Consider the following 17,274-nt stretch of genomic DNA (forward strand, 5'->3'; position numbering starts at 1 on the left):
TCTGGCTACGCCCCCTGCACACGAAGGAGCAGCTATGAACAGCAAGTACAGCCGGTTCTCTGTCACCGGGCTGGATGCCCACCAGCAAGCCATCATTCCAATCAGCGCCTGCGCAGCGGCGGGCAACATGAGTGCCCTTGATCAGGCGTTGAATCAAGGTCTGGACGCGGGGCTGAGCGTGGCAGTGGTGCGCGAGATCCTCGTGCAGGTCTATGCCTATGCAGGTTTCCCACGGAGCCTGAACGCGTTGAGCGAACTGATGAGGGTGGCGCAGGCACGCAGGCAGCGGGGCATCCAGGATGAAGCTGGCCGCGAGCCGGGCAGGCCGATCCCCAAAGGAGACGCACTGCTCGCCGCAGGCACGGCCAATCAGACCAGGCTGGCTGGCGGCCCGGTCTCAGGGCCTTTGTTCGATTTCGCACCCCAGGCAAATGAGTACCTGCGTACGCATCTGTTTGGCGACATCTTCGAGCGCGACAACCTTGATTGGCAAATCCGCGAGTTGGCCACGGTCAGCATGCTGGCTGCCATGTCCGGGGTGGAGCCGCAGTTGCAGTCTCACATTGGCATCAGCATGAACATAGGGCTGCGCCCAGAGCAGCTGTACGCGCTGGCTGCTGTTCTCGAAGCGCGCTTCGGCCTGGAGGCCGCGGAGCGTGTTCGTGTCGGTATTCAATGCCAGCTGGACGTTCGGCACGAATGATGTTCAGACGGGAGATTCCGTCGCATGGCTCGCGCATTGGAGGATTGAATGAAAAATTGGAGGATTGAATGAAAAAGATGATCATCGGCACGTTGATCAGCATGCTGGCAGGACCCTTCAGTGTTGGAGCGCAGGAGGTACAGATGACAAGGCTCTCGAAGATCACCGTCAATGCAGACCATCTGCCCGCCTATCGAGACGCCTTGGCTGAGGAGGTTCGCGCTTCAATGCAGCTGGAGCCCGGCGTGCTGTCGTTGTATGCGGTCTTTGACAAGGAAGATCCGACCCGGCTGACAATCCTTGAAATCTATGCGAGCCGACAGGCTTACGAACAGCATGTGAAGAGCTCGCATTTCCTCAAGTACAAAAGCGGGACGCTGCACATGGTCAAGTCACTGGAACTGGTTGATGTTGATCCTCTTCTGCCGGAGTTGAAGATCAAATAGCCGCCGGGTGGCTGGTGGACCGAAAGACTCCCCGGGAACATTGAGTCGATGCCTCAAGGCCATCCGGCTTTCGCCATGGCCCGACCAGGCATTCAGCGCACGCTCGATTTCAGTCCAAACAGGGGCCGCAGCCAGCGGGAACGTCGGATCAGCAGTTCGTGCAGCAGCAGGCAACCGCCTACCGTGCCGAGCAGCACCAGCGCCGGCTCCATCCAGGGCCCAAGCTGCATCGGCTTCAGCCAGAACAACACGGCGATCATCAGGCTCTGATGCAGGACATACCAAGGATAGATGGCCTCCGTGCAGTACGGCAGCCAAGGGAAGGGGCGATCCAGACAGTGCTTGCCCCAGCCGAGCAGGGTCAGCAGCATTCCCCACGAGTACACCACCTCGCAGTACTGCGACTGCAGGCGCCAGAAAGGTTCGGGCCACTGGCGCAGTGGCGATGCCGGAGGCAACCAGCGCCCCAGCGCTTCCAGGAACAGGTACCACGCAACAGCACCCAGTACCGTGGCCAGTGTTGCCCAGCGAAGCGCCTCGACCCGTTCCCAGAAGCGCGGCTCACGGCCGAGCAGGTAACCGGCAAGGAACACCGTCCCATACTTGGCGTGTTGATGGACATCGTACACCAGGGTGTTGGTGGCAGGGTAGGACGGGGCGAGCCACACCAGCCACAGCAGCAACAGCAGCGCCGGAAGCCCGGTCAGCATCCAGCCCGGGGCGTTGGCAAACCGCCGGCTGGCCGATCGCAATGGCGCCGAATCCAGCACCGGCAGGGCGATGGCCAGAATCGTCGTATACACCCAGAGATAGGCCAGGTACCACAGATGGTTCCAGGTGATGCCGAAGCGATCACCGGCGAAACTGCCTTCCGGCCATGGGCGCACCTGCCAGTAGCGCAGCAGGAATTCCCAGAATCCGGGCGCGACCATGCCTCTGCTCACACCCTCGCAGTACGGTTGGATGGGCACGACCACGAACATGCCGAAGGCGAGTGGCAGCAACAGCCTCCCTGTCCGCTTCAGAATGAAGTGACCGCGTTGCAGTCGGTTTCGTGTCAGCGCAATGGCTACTCCGGAAATCAGAAACAACAGTGACATGCGCCAGCCGTTGAGCAGGCGCATGGGCCATTGAAGTGCGTCGGTCGTGAAGCTGCCCTTGAGATGAAAGCCCCATTCGCCCACGTACGCCATGGCGGTGTGGTAGAGGATCAGCAGGGCGAAGGCGATGATGCGAAGAGCATCGATATCGTGGCGGCGCGTCATGATGGTTCTGCTGGAGGCAAGATCGGGCCAATGTGCGGCACGTGGCCGGCAGGGCCAGCGGCGAAGGGATGGCCCGTTGCCGGAAAGTGACCAATGGCGGGGTTCGTGGGACGGATGGCGCGGCTAGAATTGCCACCTTGTCGCGTTATGCGCCGTTCTGTGTGGCCACCACCCCATGCCTGTCCCTTCCTCCCCACGCTTGCCCCTGGCCTCCCGTCTGCTGATGTGGGCAGGGATCCTGCTGGTGGTGGCCGTGGCCAATGCCGTGGTGGAAGTCATGGACGCACAGCGCCGTGGCGATGTACTTGCGCTGTGGGAGCCGCTGGTCTGGGAGCTGAGCAGCGTCGGTGTGATCCTGGCCTGCCTGCCGATGCTGTGGTGGGGCTGCAGGCGCTGGCCCCTGCACATCGACACCTGGAAGCGGCGCCTGCCGCTGTACCTGCTGGCCAGCGTGGGATGGTCGTTGCTGCATGTGCTGGGCATGATGGCGGTGCGCAAGGTCACCTACCTAGGGCTTGGTACAACGTATGTGGATGGCTCCAGCTGGGCGTCACGGCTGCTGTATGAGTACCTGAAGGACGTGCGGGTCTTCTTCAGCTTCGTGGCGCTGGAGCATTTCCTGAGCTGGTTCGGCCGCCGCCGTCAAGGCGAAGCCCATCTGTTGGCAGCGCCGGAAGATGGCCCGCCAGTCGAGCCTGTTCAACGGCCCCAGAATTTCCTTGTGCGCAAGTTGGGTAAGGAATTCCTGGTGGCCACCGAGGAGGTGGAGTACGCCCAGGCCTCCGGCAACTATGTGAACCTGCGGGTGCGCGGATGTGACTATCCGCTGCGGATGACGATGGCCGCACTTGAGGAGCGCCTTGATCCTTCCGTTTTCCTGCGCTGCCACCGCAGTTGGCTCATCAACCGGCGTCATCTGCGCTCGATCGAACCTGCCGATGGCGGTGAAGCCCTGCTGCACATGGCCGATGGTGCACGGGTGCCGTGCAGCCGCCGCCAGTTGCCAACGCTGCGGCAGGCACTGGGAGGAGGGTGATGGATGAAGCATGACTTCATGCACTGCAGATTGACTACAAATGTAGTCATTATCTCTGTGTCCATTGAAGGAGCCTGCCATGAGAGCACCTCTGCTTGTCTGCCTGTTCTTCCTGGCGCTACGCCCGTTTGCGGCCGCAGCCAACACGCCTGATGCCTTGGCAGCGATAGAGCGGAATGCCCGCAACGCGCATTCCGACGCGGTCTACATTGAAAGCGGGCGCGGGGTGCTGCTGCAGATCGCGCCGGCAGCCGGTGAAGACCGCATCCACCTGATGTCGGCGACCAAGTCCGTCGTCGCCCTGGCCATCGGGCTGCTGCTCGATGACGGCAAGCTCGCATCCATCGACGAACCGGTCAGCACGGTGTATCCGGAATGGCGCCAGGGCAGGAAGCGGGACATCACGATCCGGATGTTGATGGACCACACCTCCGGCCTGCAGAACGTGGCCAACGCGGGGGTGGAACTGGAGGGCGCGCCGGATCTGGTGAAGCTGGCGCTGGCGGCCGAGGTGTCCAGCGATCCAGGCACCACCTTCGCCTACAACAACAAGGCGACCAATCTTCTGCCGGACATCGTGCAGCGGCTTGCCGGCAAGCCACTGGATGTCTACCTGGACGAACGGTTGTTCAAGCCGCTTGGCATCACCGGCCATGCATGGATGAAGGACCAGGCCGGGACGCCCATGGGCATGGCCGGGCTGTCGTTGTCGGCGGTTGATCTTGCAGCGATCGGACGATTGATGCTGGGCGGCGGCGTCACCCCGGACGGCAAGCGGTTGCTGAGCGAACGCTCGGTGGCGTTGATGACCGCCGAAAGCGCGCGTTCCCCCGACGTCGGCCTGTTGTGGTGGCGCATCCCCGCATGGGAGCACTACCGATTGAAGGCCGGTGCGGCCACGCTTCTGAGCGCTCGCAGCATGGATGCCGTGATGCTGGACGCGCTGCTGGCCGCCGACGGCCAGGTATTTGACAGCAAGTCAGCGCTGATCAGCTTCCTGGCCGAACGGCTGGGACCCAGCTGGCCACAGCGCTACGCTGCGGAAATCACCGGGCGTGGACTGAAGCTCGGCGACATCTTCGACATCGACCGAGGGCCGGTAGCGGCCTACGCCGCCAACGGCTATCTCGGCCAGCACCTGGTCATTGTTCCCGACAAGGGCGTGGTGGCGGTAAGGCAGATTCAACGGCGGGAGAGCCACAGCGCCCCGCTCGACGATTACGCCGCGTTTCCCATGGATGTACTGCGATTGGCAGAGACGCTGTGACTGGCCAGCACGCTAGGGAATGCGGCAGCCCGCGAACACATCCAGTCCCGGCTGGTAGATACCGCTGCTGATATCGAACAGTCCCAGCAGGGAGTGGAAGAGATTGTCGTGGCTGTAGGATCCGGTGCCCGCGGCATGGCGCAGGCAGGCCAGATCAAGGCGGGCATGGGTAGCAAAGCCCGGGGAGAACCACATCACCATCGGCACCTGGGTCTGCTCGCGTGGCGCAATGAAGTAGGGCGTTCCGTGCAGATACAGGCCGCGCTCGCCAAGCGACTCGCCGTGATCGGAGACATAGATCAGTGCAACGTCACGCTGCTCCGAATAGGTCTGCAGCAGGTCGATGGCCTTGCCCAGCAGCCGGTCGGTATAGACCAGCGTATTGTCGTAGGTGTTGGTCAGCGCTTCGTTGCTGCACTTCTGTATCTGGTTGCTGTCGCAGGTAGGGCTGAATGCCCTGGAGTCGGCGGGATAGCGTTCAAAGTAGGTGGGGCCATGGCTGCCCAGCTGGTGCAGCACGATCAGACCATCACCCTGCATGGCCGCGATGCGCGTGTCCAGCTGGTGCAGCAGGATCTCGTCATGGCAGGTGCCGTCCTTGTTCACGCACAACCCAGGCACCTTCAGCGGCGGCATGTCCTCGGTGGGAACGCGGTTGCACACGCCCTTGCAGCCACCGTTGTTGTTGTCGCGCCAGAGCACGCTGGCGCCGGTGCGCTGCAGGACGTCCAGCACGTTCTCCTCCGATGCCGCAGCGACGCCCTCGTACCGCGACCGCGGCATCTGCGAGAACATGCACGGCAGTGACACCGCCGTTGATGTGCCGCAGGATGCAACGTCCCGGAAGCTGATGACGCCGTCCTTGCGTGACAGCTGCGGGTTGGTTGGGCGCGGATAGCCGTTGAGCTGGAAGTTCTTTGCACGTGCCGTCTCGCCGGCCACCAGGATGACCAGGCGCGGGCGCTCGCCGGGCGCGCGCGTGGCGTCTTCGCCGATCGTGCGCAGCGGCTGTGCCTTGGCGCTGTAGCTGCTCCGGAGGTAGCCATAGGTGTGACGAAGGACGTTCATCGGCAGCACCTGCTCGCGGATGTAGCGGTTGTTGCGGAGCAGGGACGAGTACTCCTTATAGAACGCCAGGCTTACCGCTGCCAGCACCATCAGCGTCGCCAGCACGTTCCCCAACCACACCAGCGCCGTCCGCAAAGGACGCCCGCTGTTTCCACTGCGCATGATCAGCAGAACACATGTGGGCAGCGCGCCCAGCAAAAGCACCGTCAACAGCAACGGCAGCGACAGGTAGGAGGTCATTTCAGCTTGGTTGGTCTCCAGTGCGTTCTGCACCATGTCGCGGTCGATCAGTACGTTGTAATGCAGCATGAAGTAGGTGCACGCAGCGCTGACGACAACCAGCAACGCCAGCACCGGTTTGCGCACATAGGGAAGCATGCCGATGGGCGTGAACAGCAGATTGAACAGGCACAGCAGAAGCACCGGAAGGCTGCAGAAGAACAAAGCGCTGCGCAGATCATGGATATCGATGAGAGACCAGAGCGTCTTCCAAAGAGCGATGTTTCCCAGCGTGGTGAAGAACAATGCCGTGCACCAGACAAGCATGATCGGATGTTGCGGGACAGACCTGAAGCATGAACGCACGTGCAGAATCCGCTGAGCCAGAAGTGCGCGCAGTATCTGGACGCGTTCATCAGGAAGTTGTCAGGTTCGTTGCTCATCCCGACAGGACCACGGCCCACACCGTACCGACCATCAGCAGGGCCGTGCTCTGTGCGGCGCTGCCCATGTCCTTGGCGTTCTTGGAAAGTGGATGGTGTTCCAGAGAGATGCGATCCACCACCGCTTCGATGGCCGAGTTGAGCAGCTCCACCAGCAGGCTGATGAAGCAGACCATCAGCATCAGGGCGCGCTCGCTGCGGTTGACGTCCAGCAGGAGCGCGACGGTTGCCAGCGCGCCATGCAGCAACAGCAGCTGCCGGAACGCGGCCTCACCCTTGAATGTCGCGACGAAGCCGTCGCGGGAATGGATCACGGTATGCAGGATGCGGCGCAGCCCGGTCTTGCCGTGCGCGTACTTGCCGTTGCCCTTGGGTTGCCCTGGCTGCATTTCGTACCTGCCTTCATGAAGAGATCCGGCAAGGGTGGAAGGGGCAATGTCAGGAAGCTGTCAGGTATCGGCTGCGGCTGGGCGCATCTGCAGGGTGAAGCAGCAGCCTTGCACCGAGGTATCGACCGTCATCTGCCAGCCAAGATGCTCGACCACGCGCTGCACGATGGACAGGCCCAGACCTTCGCCACTCTGCCGGGCGCTGGTCACGAAGCGCTGGAACTGCTGCGCGTCGATGCTGGACGGCAGTCCCGGGCCGGTATCGGCAACCCGCAGCGTGGTGCCACGCAGTTCCACCCGTACCTCGCCTTCCTCCGTGTACTGGCACGCATTACGCAGCAGGTTCCAGATCACGCTCTGTGCCAGCACGTCATTGGTCAGCAGCTGCTCGTCCTGCGCCGCATCAAGGATGAGGCGCACCGGCTTTCCTGCCAGCCACGGCACGCATCGCGCCATGCATTCCTCGATCACCGGTCGCAGCAGGAGGTTGCTGCGTGGCACCGTCCTGGGGTCGCGGGAAAGCAGCAGCAGGCAGGTCAGCTGGCGCTGCATTTCCTGCGTGGTCCGCACAATGCGCTCGGCACTGGCCAGCAGCCGGCTGTCGGCCGGCAACTGGTGCAGCAGCGTTTCGGCGGCGCCACCGATGATCGCCAGTGGTGTGCGCAGTTCATGGCTGGCGTCGCCGGCGAAGCACTGTTCACGCTGCAGGAACTGCTCAAGTTCGTCGCTGTGCTGGGCAAAGGCGCGCGCCAGAACGCCGATCTCGTCGCGCGCGTCCTGGAAGGGAAAGGGCTTGTGCTTGTTCTGCACGGCATCAGCCAGGCGCGTAATGGGCGCGATGACGTGGGCCGACGTCCGGCGACCAATCCAGAACGCACAGAGCACGCAGGTCAGGATCACCAGCGCAGCAAAGGCGTTGATCAGGTGCTCGAGGTAGGCGTAGTGATCACCGTGCTGCAGCAGGTAGTAGCGCTGTCCGTTGCTTTCGAAGACCCGAAGGTGCCATTCGTTCGGTGCGGCTTCACCGTGGTAACCCAGCCCGTACCGGCGCAGCACCTGCGGAACCGTATGCGGATCAAACAGCTGGCTGCCTTTCGGCAGGTCCGGTTGCACGCCTTGGGCCAAGGCCACCTGCAGCCTGCGGACCTCCCGGTCCTGGCTCATCGAAACCACGGAGGCCCTTACTTCGTCATAGTCCACCAGTTCGACCAGTACGATGAAGCCCATGGCACCGGCCATCAGCAACACGAACGCAACGGTGATGCGCGTTCTCAGGGTCAAGCTTCGATAGAGGGACTTCAGCGAGCGGGCATTCATGGGTGGCGACTATTCCGCGAGTGCTGGCGCCGGCGTGCCCAGGCGCCAGCCGACACTGTGCACGGTAGCAATGAGTGCAGGGTCGAACGGCCTGTCCACCTGAAGGCGCAGCTCATGGATATGCGTACGTAGTGCGCCGCTCTCCGGCGGCTCGTCGCCCCATATCAGGTACTCCATCTCCTGCTTGCGCACCACCGCCGGCGCGGCCCGCATCAGGCACATCAGCAGCTTGTGCGTGGTCGGTGTCAGGTTGAGGGCCTGGCCCTGGCGCCATGCCTGTGGCGAACGGGTGTCGACCCGAAGGTCCGCCCACGCCAGCACGCTCTGCACCTGCCGGCCCTGGGCACGGCGGACCAGCGCCTTGATGCGCGCGTCCAGCTCCTTCAGGGAAAAGGGCTTGACCAGGTAATCATCCGCACCCAGCGCGAGCCCCTGCACGCGGTCTTCCACCGGATCACGGGCGGTCAGCATCAGGATCGGCACCGGGTTCTGGAACTTCTCGCGGAGTGTCTGGCACAGCGCCATGCCATCAAGGCGGGGCAGCATCAGGTCCAGCAGGATGGCATCGTAATCATGCTGCGTTGCCCTGCGCAGGCCGCTGGCACCATCCCGTGCATCGTCAAGTACGTAGCCCAGTGGCTCGAAGAACGCGTAAAGGTTGGCAACCAGCTCGGGGTTGTCTTCAATGATGAGCAGTCGTGTCATGGGCTACGTGCATCCGTGCATGAGCAGCGGACTTTGGACGATCACCTGTGGTTTGCCAAGTGCGGGGAGGTGCTGCAGGCCATCGCCGGGGCACGGCGACAGGCGCCTGTGATAGCGTGCCAGGATGAAGATCCTTGCCATATCCGGTAGTGCACGCCGGCTGTCCACCAACACCGCATTGCTGAGGGCGCTGGAAGAAATCGCGCCGCCGGATATCGCGCTGACGACCTGCGCCGATCTCGGCGGACTTCCCGTTTTCTCTCCCGACCTTGAAGATCTGCCCTTGCATGACAGCGTCGTGCGCTTCAAGCAATGCATTGAAGCCAGCGATGGCATCCTGATTTCAAGCCCTGAGTACGCAAGAGGCATTCCCGGCGGCCTGAAGAACGCCATGGATTGGCTGGTATCGGGCGACCTTGTGGTTGCAAAACCCATCGCCCTGGTGCACGCCTCCCATCGCGGCGATGACATGCTGGCGTCTCTCCGGCTTGTGCTGTCGACCATCAGTTCCCGCTTCAACGAGGAACTGTTCCTGCGCTTTCCTTTCATGAAGATGGAGCCGGAGGCCATTGCCAGTGCTGTAAGACAACCGGTCAATCGCGCGCCGGCAGAGGCCTTTCTTCAGGAATTCGCCCGCTACTGCGGCCGACCGCAGGGTGATCGCGCATGATCGATAGCGCGGCCTGCTGACAAGGGCGTTCCGGACACGCACCGTGCGTCCGCAAGTTCCGGCCATGCGCTTGCGGCGTCAGCGGGTCACAGGGATGCAGATGGGAATAGCCTGCAGCGTCCACGAACTGCGGCAGCGTCCACAGCTGGCCATTGGGCCCCCAGCGCCTGCAGACGCTGTACATGTCGCCGGCAATGAGGGTGAGGGCGCCGCATTGCTGAATGCGGGTTTGCGGACGCCCATCGGGTCCGGTCGGGCTCACGGATTCATTCACAGGCGCTGCCCTATATTCCGGGTCACAACGCCGCATACCGCGGCTGGACCGGGAGCATTCCCATGAAAACCGGACATTTGCTTGGCATTGCCCTGGGCGCTGCAATCACCCTGGTGGCTACCCCTGCCTGGGCCGATCCGCCGCACCATGCACGTGGCAACGGACCGCCGCCCCACGCAGGCGGCCCCCACAACCGCGACGCACCGCCGCCGGGCTGGCAGAAAAAGGCATGGCGCCGCGGCGATCGCTTGCCCTGGGCCGAGGTTGACCGCCGCTACTGGGTGGACGACTACGCGCATTACCGTCTGCGCGATCCCGGCCGCGGTCAGCGGTGGGTGCGGCAGTCGGATACGGAATACCTGCTGGTGGAGATCGCCACCGGCGTGATCATCGACGCCTTGCGTCGCTAGGGATTCCGGCACGGGCCCCCGGGCGGCGCGCAGCCGCCGCGGGGGTAATGGCGGCACGGCCGCCGGTGACATCGCGCTCTCACCCCGGCAACTCGCACTTCATCTTGCCGTCCACGTAATACGGCTTGGGTACGTTCGGGTTGTCGCTGGTCTTCTCAAAGACCACTTCGAACGACGCTGCGTCGGGCGAGCCCTTGCGATCGGTACACGCGTCGTGGAGTTTTTTCTTGACCGCGGCAATGCCGGCCTCGCGGTTGGCACCGTCGGCGCTGTTGGTCAGGTTCACGGTTTCAGCCAGGGCCAAGGGGCTGAAGGCAGACAGGCAGCCGGCGATCATCAGGGTATGCAGCTTGGTCAAGGGTGCACCTCGCGGAAGTCCAATGAGGCGGTCAGCATAATGCGGGAGCGTTAACAGCACGTGCCCGCTAGCGGCAGTTGGCTTGGCTGATGTTGTTTGGTACAAGCCAAGCTGTCGAAGATCAGAGAATGGGCGCGAGCCATGTCCGAACCCTATTCGGCCCTGCTCAGGCTGCAGCTGCCGCGCGAGCGTCTTGCACGCTGGTTGGCGGCCCCGGTGCCTGCAGCATCGAGGTGGAATGACTGGCGATCCATCGCCGGCCGGTGGCGCCTGCCCGGCGGCGTCGATCTGGCTGCGTCCAGTGATGTGGAGCTGGGTGAATTCCTCTCCGATTGCACTGCAATGCTGGCCCGGCATGCGGACAATCGCGCCGCGTTGGCCGCCCTGCTGGAATCGGCGCAGGCGGAGAACATCAAGGTTGCGGCCTACGATCGGGCCGGGGCGTACTTCGTTGCAGGGTCACTGACGTATTCCGAGAACCTCTATGATCTGGTCGTGTTCCTGGCGATGGCGCGGGGCGCCGCCGATTTCCTTGAGCCTGGCGAGCACGGCGTGGCACTGGTGCACGACTACCTATGGGCCGAGGACGGTGAGCGGGAGACGGTTGCCGCGGTCCACCTCGCCGGCAAGGGCGATTCGGGCTTCATGACGCCGGCGCAGGCCGGCGAAACCGCTGCGACCTTCGATGCAATGGTCGAGTTAATGCTGGACGGAGCGGACGACCCGCAGTTCACTCCACGCAATCAGTTCGACCGTATCCAGGAGCGCGGCCATGCGGCGCAGATATGACGATAAGCCCGCGCCTCCGCTGCATGTCGCCGGACCGGAATGAAGAGGCTGCTGCCGCATGCGAGTGATGGAGACAGCGTTGTCTGCCGACGTGCTGGCCCTGCTGGAGACCAGCGGCCTGCCTACGGAGGATCTGCGTGCAGGCAGGCCGATCACCTTTCTGGCAGCGTCGTTGAACGGAGAGCTGCTCGGTTGCGTGGGCTATGAATCGAGCCGCGACGTCGTGCTCCTGCGCTCGTTGGCGATCCAGCCGATGTCGCAGGGCAGGGGCCTGGGGCGGCAACTGGTGGAGGAGTTGGAGCGGCATGCCAAGGCGGCGGGTGGCAGGACCGTGTTCCTTCTCACGACCACAGCAGCACCGTTCTTCGAGCGGCTTGGCTATGAGCGCGTCGCGCGTGATGCAGCACCGGGATTCATCGCTGCGTCGACGCAGTTCAGTGAGCTGTGCCCAGGCTCCGCCCAGCTGATGATGCGTCGGCTGTAGGCCGGCCGGGACCCGGCGGGTGCTTCAGCCCCCTTGTCCATCGATGTCCGGGGCATGCCGCGTTGCGATCCGGGATGCCCGGCGTGCAGAGGACAGCGGCGGTGTCGATACCGAGGCGCGCGTGATCAACTGGTGCGCAAGCACGTGGTTGACGGTGGCGCGCCTTGAAGAGGAGGGGCGGCGCATTTCCCGCAGCAGGATGTCTATCGCGTTGTCCGCCATCTCTGCGACCGGCTGATGGATGGTGGTCAGTTCCGGCCACACCATGGTCGCGGCGGAGGTATCGTCGAAGCCCACCACCGAAAGATCCCCCGGCACCTGCAGGCCGCGGCGGTGGGCCACTGAAACAACCGCCGATGCCATGTCATCGTTGCTGGCGAAGATCGCACTGGGTGGCGGGCCCTGGGCCAGCAGCCGCTCGGCTGCCTCCAGGCCGGAACGGTAGGTGAAGCAGCCGGGTTGCACGAGCGCGTCGTCGTAGCCGATGCCGGCATTGGCCAGTGCATCCCGGTAGCCCTGCCAGCGGTGCGCGCTGGCGGTCTGGTTCGGGTCGCCCTTGATATAGCCGATGCGGGTATGCCCGTGGGCGATGAGGTGCGACACCATGTCATGGCTGGCCTGGCGGTCGTCGATGCGCACGCAGGAGATCCTGTCGCTGAAGCGGCTGGAGGCGATGGAGACGACGGGAATGCCCGCGTTGACGAATACCTCGACGATGTCCTTCGATTCACACAGCGGCGGCGGAAGAATCACGCCTGCCACGGTGGTGGCGAGTTGCCGTGCCGCCTCACGACGCGCCGGGGTGCCCAGCTCATCCCAGGCAGCGATGACCAGCTGCGCCGCCGACCGGGTGGAACCACGCAGCGCGCCGACCAGCAGTTCGCGCAGGTAGTTGGAGCTGGGGTTGGTGTAGATCAGGGCGATGCAGGTGTGCTGCGCCGCAGCCAGGGCGGAGGCAGCAGGGTTGGGCCGGTAGTCCAGCGCCAGTACGCTGCGCAGGACGCGCTCGCGGTTGTCTTCGCGTACCCCGGCATGGCCGTTGATGACGCGTGACACCGTCATGGCGGAAACACCGGCATGGGCAGCGACGTCATCGATGGTGACGGCACTTGCTTTTCGACGGACCGCTTTATGGCCGTTTTTCAAGGCTGGATTCCTTTGCTGCGCTGCATGATGACAAGCGCGATTGCGGATGAGTAGTCTGCGCCGTGACGCGATGGTAGCGCTACCACTGAGCCGGTGTAAGGCCAGCGGATGCCCCCCCCCTTTACCGCGCGGCTGTTCCGGCAAGTCTGAAAGCGAGTTTGAGTCGCAGTGGGTGCAAAGCGCACTGCGATGTTCGGTGTGGAAGACGGGCGTCGCCCGTACGTGCCCCCAGGAGGGGCGGTACATCCATTCGATCGTATGTCAGAGGGGAGAGTCATGAGCGCTGCTACTTTCCGTCGTACCCCAGGCCGGAGGGCTCGTCGATGAGCCGGACGCTGGCGAAGTTCACTTCCAGGGCCATGTTCACCTTTGTCGGTGGCGTCCTGGTCATCAATCCCGCATTCGCACAAGAGGCGTCAACGCCGGCACCCGTCGCCGGGCAGCAGAATCCGCCCAGCCCGACACAGCTGGACACCGTCCAGGTCACCGGCATCCGCAACAGCCTCAGCCAGGCCATGGACATCAAGCGTGATTCAGCCGGCGTGGTGGATGCGATCAGTGCGGAGGACATCGGCAAGTTCCCCGATACCAACCTGGCCGAATCCCTGCAGCGCATCACCGGCATCTCGATCGAGCGCCGTGACGGTGAGGGCGCACAGGTAACGGCACGTGGTTTCGGCCCTCAGTTCAACATGGTGACGCTCAACGGGCGGCAGATGCCCGGCGCCGATGCGTTCGGTGCGTCGGGGCAGGTCGCCATCGGTGGTGTCGACGGCGGCACCCGTGCCTTCAACTTCGCCCAGCTGGCCGCTGAAGCCATCAATGGCATCGAGGTCTACAAGACCAGCCAGGCCAATGTCCCCAGCGGTGGCATCGGTGCCACCATCAACATCCTGACCTCGCGGCCGTTCGACCACGAGGGCATCGTCGCCAGTGCCGGGGCGAAGGCCGTCTCCGACCGCAGCCAGCCGTTCGGCGACGACCTGACGCCGGAACTGTCCGGCATCTTCAGTTACGCCAATCCCGACAAGACCTTCGGCGTGGGCGTGAGCGCCAGCTACCAGAAACGCAAGGGCGGTTCGGTGCAGGCCACCGACAACTACTGGAACGTGCAGCCGTGGACCGGCACGATGCCGGGCAACCCGAGGGTGGTCAATGCACCGGCGATCGGTGCGCTGTATGCGCGGCCGAACGACCTGCGCTATGCCTTCTCCGAATTCGAGCGTGAGCGCATCAACGGCCAGGCCGTGCTGCAGTTCGCGCCGACCGATGCGGTGACCTTGACCCTGGATTACACCTATTCGACCAACGAGATCACTGAAAATCGTGGCGAGCAGGGCATGTGGCTGCAGAACAGCAACTACACCGACGTCGAATTCGATACCAGCGGTGCGGTTGCCACGCCGATCTACATCCGTGAAATCGCCGGCACCAAGGATTTCGGCCTTGAGCAGCAGCGCAGCATGCAGAAGTACAAGCTGGGTTCGCTCGGCCTGAATGCGGTCTGGAATGTGACCGACCGCTTCAAGCTCAGCTTCGATGCGCACAACTCGAAGAATGAAAGCCGCCCGAACGATCCGCTCACTGGTGGCGGCTCCATCTTCAGCAGCATCGCCGGCACCAACAACTGCACCGCCGGACCGCATTGCGGTGGGTCATGGGTGCAGGAAATGGTCTTCAACAGCGGCCTGCCGGTGGGCACCCAGGTCTGGTACCCGAGCACGGCCGATGCCATCGCCAACACCAACGGCGTGGTCAATCCGGGTTTCGCGCCGGGCGAGATCGGTTCGCAGGTGCTGCGCATCAACTCGCAGACACAGATCAGCGAGATCAAGCAGGGGCGTGTCGACGGTGAGTGGAGCTTCGACAAGGGGCGCTTCCAGTTTGGCGTGGACTCGAGCAAGCAGACCACCCACCGCATCCAGGCAGCGGAGAATTACAACACCCTGGGCGATTGGGGCGTGGCCAACGTTGACGGGGACGTTGCCAACGGGCTGATGGACCTGCTGCAGCCGGTCAACATCGTCGGGCTGTTCAACGACTTCAATGCCAACAGCTTCACGGCCTGGCGCGGCGATGCCGGTCGCCTTGCGCAGTGGGCGGCGGACAACTATGGCGCCAATCTCGGCGTGAGCCCGCAGCGCGCCGCCGATAACCTGGTGGAAGAGAAGACGAAGTCGGCCTACTTCCAGGTGGAGCTGGATGGCGAGCTGGGCGGCATGCGTACCAATACCCGCCTGGGTGTGCGCTATGAAACCACCGATGTTGTCTCCACCTCGAACATCGCCATCCCGGAAGCCATCGAGTGGCAATCCAACAATGACTTCCGCGTGGTGTTGTCCGACGAACAACAGCCGTTCACCGAGAAGAACAGCTACAGCTACATCCTGCCCAATCTGGATTTCAGCATCGATCTTCGTGAGGACCTGAAGGGGCGTGTCTCATTCGGCAAGAGCATCGCACGCGCGCCGATCGGGAACCTGTATGCCGGCCCGACCGCCCAGCAGCCGTTCGGCTCGGTCCTCATCGACCCGTCCTCGCGGGCCAGCGGTACCGCACAGAACCCGCAGCTGAAACCGCTGGAATCGGACAACCTGGATCTGGCGCTGGAGTGGTACTTCGCCGATGCGAGCTACGTCTCGCTGACCTACTGGAACAAATCGGTCGACAATTTCGTCGGCAACACCATTGTCCAGGAGAATCTGTACGGCCTGCGCGATCCTACCGCCGGTCCGGATGCGCAGGCGGCGCTGGCGTTCCTCACCAGCGGTGCCTGCGTCACACAGGTCGGCGCTGCCAATGCAGCGGCGTGCTCGGCCAATGACACCTCGCTGTTCACCGCCCTGGCCCTGCTGCGCAACAATCCCGCCGGGTTGGGCGCCTACAACGGTACCGACGCCCAGGTGCTGGCCACTGAAGCAGCCTACGACCTGTACGGTACGGCCGGCGATCCGCTGTACCAGTTCAACGTCAATCGTCCCATCAACCAGAACAAGGCCAAGCTCCACGGCTGGGAACTGGGTGGGCAGTACTTCTTCGGCGATACCGGCTTCGGCATCCTGGCCAACTACACCCTGGTCAATGGCGATGTGGGCTTCAACAACGCAGGCGACCCGGGCATCGACCAGTTCTCGCTCACGGGACTGAGCGACACGGCCAATGCGATGCTGATGTACGAGAAGTACGGTTGGTCGGTACGACTGGCGTGGAACTGGCGTGACCAGTACCTGATCCTGGCCAACCAGGGAGCCAGCCGCAATCCGTACTATGTGGAGGCGTACGAACAGTGGGATCTCAGCGTGAACTACACCCTGGATGACCACTGGTCGTTTGGCCTGGAGGCGATCAACCTGACCGGTGAGGATGTGCGCTGGCGTTCGCGTACCTCGCAGATGATCGTGAAGCTGGCCGACCAGAGTCCGCGTTACATGCTGGGCGTGCGTTACAGGTTCTGAACCGTGGGGTGCCGCTGCCACGGCAGCGGCACCCGTTAAAGGCTGCTGACGGATTGGACAACACCATGTCGCGTTACGAAATGCTCAACAACATTGCCCATCGGGACCTGCGTGTGGCCACCGGCTTCGGCGCCGAGTTCGGCGACGCGGTGGGCATGGTGCCGGCCTATCCGAGCGAGTTCGCCGAACTGCAGCGGGAATATCCCATCTTCCTGCGCAAGGACCCCGCCACGGGCGGCTGGCAGGCGGTGGCCCTGCTGGGGTTCGAACAGCACGAGAACCTGTTCCTGCAGGACGGTCGCTGGAACGCCTCCTACCTGCCCGGTGCCGCGGCGAAAGGGCCATTCCTGATCGGCTTCCAGGAAGGCCACATCGATGGTGCGCTTACCCGGGAAGCGGTGCTGCACGTGGATCTGGATCATCCGCGCGTGACCGCAATGCACGGCGAGCCGGTGTTCCTGCCACAGGGCGGTAACTCGCCCTATCTGGACCATATCGCCGGGGTGCTGCGCGGCATCCACGACGGCCATGCCTTTGCCGCGGACATGTTCGCCACGCTCGACGCGAAAGGGTTGATCCAACCGATCACGCTGGACGTGCGGATCGACGCGGAGCATCGGGTCGGCGTCAACGGCCTGCATGCGGTCGACCGTGACCGCCTCGCGCTGCTGGAGGGTGCGGCGCTGGCCAAACTCAACCGCGCCGGCTACCTGGAGGGCGCCTATCTGATGCTGGCATCGCTGCACAACATGCGCCGCCTGATCGCCGAGAAGCAGCGACGCCTGCGCGCAGCGGATACCGCCGTCGCGGGCGACAGGAACTGACCGGTG

General features: G+C 63.6%; 18 protein-coding genes. 11 read left to right on the forward strand and 7 right to left on the reverse strand.

The annotated features are described in order from the left end of the window. The first annotated feature begins 34 nt into the window (after positions 1-34). Both ABIA73_RS01900 and ABIA73_RS01905 read left to right on the forward strand, forming a co-directional pair. A complete protein-coding gene (locus ABIA73_RS01900) occupies positions 35-703 on the forward strand; it encodes a carboxymuconolactone decarboxylase family protein (RefSeq protein WP_099842500.1) in 669 nt (222 codons plus the stop codon). Between the two features lie 68 nt (positions 704-771). After that, positions 772-1,149 (forward strand): putative quinol monooxygenase, encoded by a 378-nt coding sequence (locus ABIA73_RS01905; protein ID WP_354275343.1) that lies wholly within the window; start codon positions 772-774, stop codon positions 1,147-1,149. Positions 1,150-1,241: 92 nt separating this feature from the next. Here the strand turns inward: ABIA73_RS01905 and ABIA73_RS01910 are convergent, their stop codons facing one another. Further along, positions 1,242-2,414 carry an acyltransferase family protein gene (locus tag ABIA73_RS01910; protein ID WP_354275344.1) on the reverse strand — a complete coding sequence of 391 codons (1,173 nt, stop codon included), beginning with the start codon at positions 2,412-2,414 and terminating at the stop codon, positions 1,242-1,244. Positions 2,415-2,589: 175 nt separating this feature from the next. Here ABIA73_RS01910 and ABIA73_RS01915 point away from each other — a divergent pair, with 175 nt between their 5' ends. Beyond that, positions 2,590-3,450, forward strand: a complete 861-nt coding sequence (locus ABIA73_RS01915; protein ID WP_088099977.1) for a LytTR family DNA-binding domain-containing protein — start codon at positions 2,590-2,592, stop codon at positions 3,448-3,450. A gap of 79 nt (positions 3,451-3,529) precedes the next feature. Continuing rightward, on the forward strand, positions 3,530-4,717 hold the full coding sequence (locus ABIA73_RS01920) for a serine hydrolase domain-containing protein (RefSeq protein WP_354275345.1): 1,188 nt from the start codon (positions 3,530-3,532) through the stop codon (positions 4,715-4,717). A gap of 12 nt (positions 4,718-4,729) precedes the next feature. Here the strand turns inward: ABIA73_RS01920 and ABIA73_RS01925 are convergent, their stop codons facing one another. The 4 genes from ABIA73_RS01925 to ABIA73_RS01940 form a co-directional block, all read right to left on the reverse strand. Further along, a complete protein-coding gene (locus ABIA73_RS01925) occupies positions 4,730-6,331 on the reverse strand; it encodes a phosphoethanolamine transferase (RefSeq protein WP_354275346.1) in 1,602 nt (533 codons plus the stop codon). A gap of 112 nt (positions 6,332-6,443) precedes the next feature. After that, positions 6,444-6,836, reverse strand: coding sequence for a diacylglycerol kinase (locus ABIA73_RS01930; RefSeq protein WP_354275347.1), 393 nt, complete (start codon positions 6,834-6,836; stop codon positions 6,444-6,446). Between the two features lie 60 nt (positions 6,837-6,896). Next, on the reverse strand, positions 6,897-8,153 hold the full coding sequence (locus ABIA73_RS01935; protein ID WP_354275348.1) for a sensor histidine kinase: 1,257 nt from the start codon (positions 8,151-8,153) through the stop codon (positions 6,897-6,899). A 9-nt stretch (positions 8,154-8,162) separates the two neighbouring features. Next, the gene (locus tag ABIA73_RS01940; RefSeq protein ID WP_059064349.1) at positions 8,163-8,858 is read right to left on the reverse strand and encodes a response regulator transcription factor; all 696 of its coding nucleotides are present in this window, start codon (positions 8,856-8,858) and stop codon (positions 8,163-8,165) included. A gap of 124 nt (positions 8,859-8,982) precedes the next feature. Between ABIA73_RS01940 and ABIA73_RS01945 the strand changes: the two genes are divergently transcribed. Both ABIA73_RS01945 and ABIA73_RS01950 read left to right on the forward strand, forming a co-directional pair. Beyond that, positions 8,983-9,528, forward strand: a complete 546-nt coding sequence (locus tag ABIA73_RS01945) for an NADPH-dependent FMN reductase (RefSeq protein ID WP_059064348.1) — start codon at positions 8,983-8,985, stop codon at positions 9,526-9,528. A 336-nt stretch (positions 9,529-9,864) separates the two neighbouring features. Further along, on the forward strand, positions 9,865-10,212 hold the full coding sequence (locus tag ABIA73_RS01950) for an RcnB family protein (RefSeq protein WP_263928844.1): 348 nt from the start codon (positions 9,865-9,867) through the stop codon (positions 10,210-10,212). 79 nt (positions 10,213-10,291) lie between these two features. Here ABIA73_RS01950 and ABIA73_RS01955 read toward each other — a convergent pair whose 3' ends face one another. Then, positions 10,292-10,570: a hypothetical protein gene (locus ABIA73_RS01955; protein WP_033832140.1), complete on the reverse strand. Its 279-nt coding sequence runs from the start codon at positions 10,568-10,570 to the stop codon at positions 10,292-10,294. 96 nt (positions 10,571-10,666) lie between these two features. On the opposite strand from ABIA73_RS01955, the gene ABIA73_RS01960 reads away from it, so the two are divergent. Both ABIA73_RS01960 and arsN2 read left to right on the forward strand, forming a co-directional pair. Next, the gene (locus ABIA73_RS01960) at positions 10,667-11,359 is read left to right on the forward strand and encodes a hypothetical protein (protein ID WP_354275349.1); all 693 of its coding nucleotides are present in this window, start codon (positions 10,667-10,669) and stop codon (positions 11,357-11,359) included. Positions 11,360-11,438: 79 nt separating this feature from the next. After that, complete coding sequence (gene arsN2 / locus ABIA73_RS01965; RefSeq protein WP_301863674.1) at positions 11,439-11,843, forward strand: arsenic resistance N-acetyltransferase ArsN2; 405 nt, start codon at positions 11,439-11,441, stop codon at positions 11,841-11,843. A 24-nt stretch (positions 11,844-11,867) separates the two neighbouring features. Here arsN2 and ABIA73_RS01970 read toward each other — a convergent pair whose 3' ends face one another. After that, positions 11,868-12,905: a LacI family DNA-binding transcriptional regulator gene (locus ABIA73_RS01970; RefSeq protein ID WP_354275350.1), complete on the reverse strand. Its 1,038-nt coding sequence runs from the start codon at positions 12,903-12,905 to the stop codon at positions 11,868-11,870. A 15-nt stretch (positions 12,906-12,920) separates the two neighbouring features. Here ABIA73_RS01970 and ABIA73_RS01975 point away from each other — a divergent pair, with 15 nt between their 5' ends. The 3 genes from ABIA73_RS01975 (at position 12,921) to ABIA73_RS01985 (ending at position 17,268) form a co-directional block, all read left to right on the forward strand. Then, a complete protein-coding gene (locus ABIA73_RS01975) occupies positions 12,921-13,043 on the forward strand; it encodes a hypothetical protein (RefSeq protein ID WP_268844462.1) in 123 nt (40 codons plus the stop codon). A gap of 269 nt (positions 13,044-13,312) precedes the next feature. Next, complete coding sequence (locus ABIA73_RS01980) at positions 13,313-16,444, forward strand: TonB-dependent receptor (protein ID WP_080148772.1); 3,132 nt, start codon at positions 13,313-13,315, stop codon at positions 16,442-16,444. A 65-nt stretch (positions 16,445-16,509) separates the two neighbouring features. After that, positions 16,510-17,268 carry a SapC family protein gene (locus ABIA73_RS01985; RefSeq protein WP_354275351.1) on the forward strand — a complete coding sequence of 253 codons (759 nt, stop codon included), beginning with the start codon at positions 16,510-16,512 and terminating at the stop codon, positions 17,266-17,268. Positions 17,269-17,274 lie beyond the last annotated feature (6 nt).

Source organism: Stenotrophomonas sp. 2694 (assembly GCF_040548715.1).
In the GTDB taxonomy this organism is placed as follows: Bacteria; Pseudomonadota; Gammaproteobacteria; order Xanthomonadales; family Xanthomonadaceae; genus Stenotrophomonas; species Stenotrophomonas indicatrix.

Coding starts and splice junctions, on each gene's coding strand:
- ABIA73_RS01910 (WP_354275344.1), bottom strand. CDS start 2,414: ATGACGCGCCGCCACGATATCGATGCTCTTCGCATCATCGCCTTCGCC.
- ABIA73_RS01935 (WP_354275348.1), bottom strand. CDS start 8,153: ATGAATGCCCGCTCGCTGAAGTCCCTCTATCGAAGCTTGACCCTGAGA.
- ABIA73_RS01915 (WP_088099977.1), top strand. CDS start 2,590: ATGCCTGTCCCTTCCTCCCCACGCTTGCCCCTGGCCTCCCGTCTGCTG.
- ABIA73_RS01940 (WP_059064349.1), bottom strand. CDS start 8,858: ATGACACGACTGCTCATCATTGAAGACAACCCCGAGCTGGTTGCCAAC.
- ABIA73_RS01985 (WP_354275351.1), top strand. CDS start 16,510: ATGTCGCGTTACGAAATGCTCAACAACATTGCCCATCGGGACCTGCGT.
- ABIA73_RS01950 (WP_263928844.1), top strand. CDS start 9,865: ATGAAAACCGGACATTTGCTTGGCATTGCCCTGGGCGCTGCAATCACC.
- ABIA73_RS01980 (WP_080148772.1), top strand. CDS start 13,313: ATGAGCCGGACGCTGGCGAAGTTCACTTCCAGGGCCATGTTCACCTTT.
- ABIA73_RS01925 (WP_354275346.1), bottom strand. CDS start 6,331: ATGCTTGTCTGGTGCACGGCATTGTTCTTCACCACGCTGGGAAACATC.
- ABIA73_RS01930 (WP_354275347.1), bottom strand. CDS start 6,836: ATGCAGCCAGGGCAACCCAAGGGCAACGGCAAGTACGCGCACGGCAAG.
- ABIA73_RS01905 (WP_354275343.1), top strand. CDS start 772: ATGAAAAAGATGATCATCGGCACGTTGATCAGCATGCTGGCAGGACCC.
- ABIA73_RS01945 (WP_059064348.1), top strand. CDS start 8,983: ATGAAGATCCTTGCCATATCCGGTAGTGCACGCCGGCTGTCCACCAAC.
- ABIA73_RS01920 (WP_354275345.1), top strand. CDS start 3,530: ATGAGAGCACCTCTGCTTGTCTGCCTGTTCTTCCTGGCGCTACGCCCG.
- ABIA73_RS01975 (WP_268844462.1), top strand. CDS start 12,921: ATGGGCAGCGACGTCATCGATGGTGACGGCACTTGCTTTTCGACGGAC.
- ABIA73_RS01970 (WP_354275350.1), bottom strand. CDS start 12,905: ATGACGGTGTCACGCGTCATCAACGGCCATGCCGGGGTACGCGAAGAC.
- ABIA73_RS01900 (WP_099842500.1), top strand. CDS start 35: ATGAACAGCAAGTACAGCCGGTTCTCTGTCACCGGGCTGGATGCCCAC.